This is a genomic window from Pseudomonas sp. NBRC 111127 (genome assembly GCF_001320345.1).
Classification (GTDB): Bacteria; Pseudomonadota; Gammaproteobacteria; order Pseudomonadales; family Pseudomonadaceae; genus Aquipseudomonas; species Aquipseudomonas juntendi.
Window position 1 is genome coordinate 1 of the sequence record NZ_BCBD01000296.1, and the last position, 2,013, is coordinate 2,013.

1 protein-coding gene is annotated in these 2,013 nt (G+C 69.5%); it reads right to left on the reverse strand.

The features are described from left to right. Window positions 1-2,013: condensation domain-containing protein (locus APH30_RS26940; RefSeq protein ID WP_256222155.1), on the reverse strand; the 2,013-nt coding region annotated here is incomplete at both ends.

Consider the following 2,013-nt stretch of genomic DNA (forward strand, 5'->3'; position numbering starts at 1 on the left):
GGCGACAGTGGGTAGATGTCTTCGATTTCGGCCACCGCCACCGGCAGTGCGTCGAGTTGCCCTTGGCTCAGGCCCGCCAGCGGGAAGTCCGACGGCGTCAGCCCTTGCGGTGCCTGGCAGTGCTCGACCAGCGCCGCCAGCTCCGCCTCGTAGGCCCGCGCCAGCCGCTCGATGGTCGCGCGGGCGAACATCTGCCCGCTGAAGCTGAACGCCAGGCTCAGCTCGCCGCCATACACCTGGCCATTGAGCACCAGCCAGTTGCCCAGCGGCGCCAGCGGGCTCTGCTCCTCACCTGCGCTTTCGGCGGCCGGCACGAACAGCGCCCGCTCGTCGAACTGGCCATCGAGCTGGCCCAGGTAGTTGAAGGTGATGCGCGGCACCGGCAGCTCGGCCAGGCACGTGCGCGCAGCCTCGTCGCCCAGGTAGCGCAAAACACCGAAACCGATGCCTTTGTGCGGCACGCCGCGCAGCTGTTCCTTGACCTGCTTGATCGAGGCGCCAAGCTCGGCGGCCGGGGTCAGCCGCACCGGGTAGGCGCTGGTGAACCAGCCCACCGTACGGCTCAGGTCGATGTCGTCGAACAGGTCTTCGCGGCCATGCCCTTCCAGCTCCACCAGCGCCGAATCGGCGCCGCTCCAGCGGCACACCACCCGGGCCAAGGCAGTCAGCAGCAGGTCGTTGACCTGGGTGCGGTAGGCCGCCGGGGCCTGTTGCAGCAAGCGCCGGGTCAGCTCGGCACCCAGGCGTGCCTGCACGCTCTGGCGGTGACGGTTCTGCAGGCTGGCGCCCGGCTCGGCCTCGGGCAGGCCCTGCGGCGCACCGGCCAGTTGCCCTTGCCAGTAGGCCAGCTCGTTGCCCAGGCTTGCGGCATGCTGCTGCAGGCGCTCGCCCCAGGCCTTGAAGGCGCTGGTCTTGGCCGGCAGTTTCGGCGTGCTGCCCGCCAGGGCCTGGCGGTAGGCATCGTGCAGGTCTTCCAGCAGCACGCGCCAGGACACGCCATCGACCACCAGGTGGTGGATCACCAGCAGCAGGCGCTGGCCACCGTCGGCCAGCTCGATCAGCACCGCACGCAACAGCGGGCCCTGGGCCAGGTCCAGGCTACGCTGGGCCTCTTCGCAGGTCGCCTCGATTTCCTCGGCGCTGCGCAGTGCGGCACGCCACAGCAACGGCTGGGCCGGTTGCAGCGGACCGTGCTCGGCGCTGCCGTCGGCAAAGCGCAGGCGCAGGGCGTCGTGCTGGGCGTACAGTGCCAGCAGCGCCTGCTCCAATGCGGCGGCATCCACCGTTTCGGTGCCGCGCAGCAACAGCGACTGGTTCCAGTGCTGCGGCTCGCTCATGCGCTGGGCGAAGAACCACTGCTGGAACGGCAGCAATGGCGCGCTCCCCGTCACCGGGCCCTGGTCGATACGCGGTACCACCGCCTCCCCGAGCTGGGCCACGGCCGCCAGGCGCTGCACGGTCTGGTGCTGGAACAATGCCTTGGGCGTGATATGGATCCCGGCCTGTCGCGCACGGCTGACCACCTGGATCGACATGATCGAGTCGCCACCCAGGGCGAAGAAGTTCTCGGTAACGCCCACTGGGCCTGCGCCAAGCACGGCCTGCCAGATCTCGGCCAGGGCGATTTCGGTCGGTGTGGCCGGCGCCTGATAGTCGCGAGCCTTGGCGGTCTGGTCCGGGCGTGGCAAGGCCTTGCGGTCGAGCTTGCCGTTGGGCGACAGCGGCAGGCTGTCCAGTGCCAGCCACTGGTTCGGCACCATGTAGTCCGGCAGGCCACGGCGCAGGTACTCGGCCAGTTGTGCCTGCCAATCGGCGGCCTCGCCGGCCAGCACCACATAACCGACCAACTGCTTGCCGTCCGGCACCGTCACCACGGCTTCACGCACCAGGTCGTGCTCCAGCAGACGCGCCTCGATCTCGCCCAGTTCGATGCGCAGGCCACGCAGCTTGACCTGGTGGTCGATACGCCCGGCGTACTCAATCACCCCGTCCTCGCGGTAGCGCGCCAGGTCG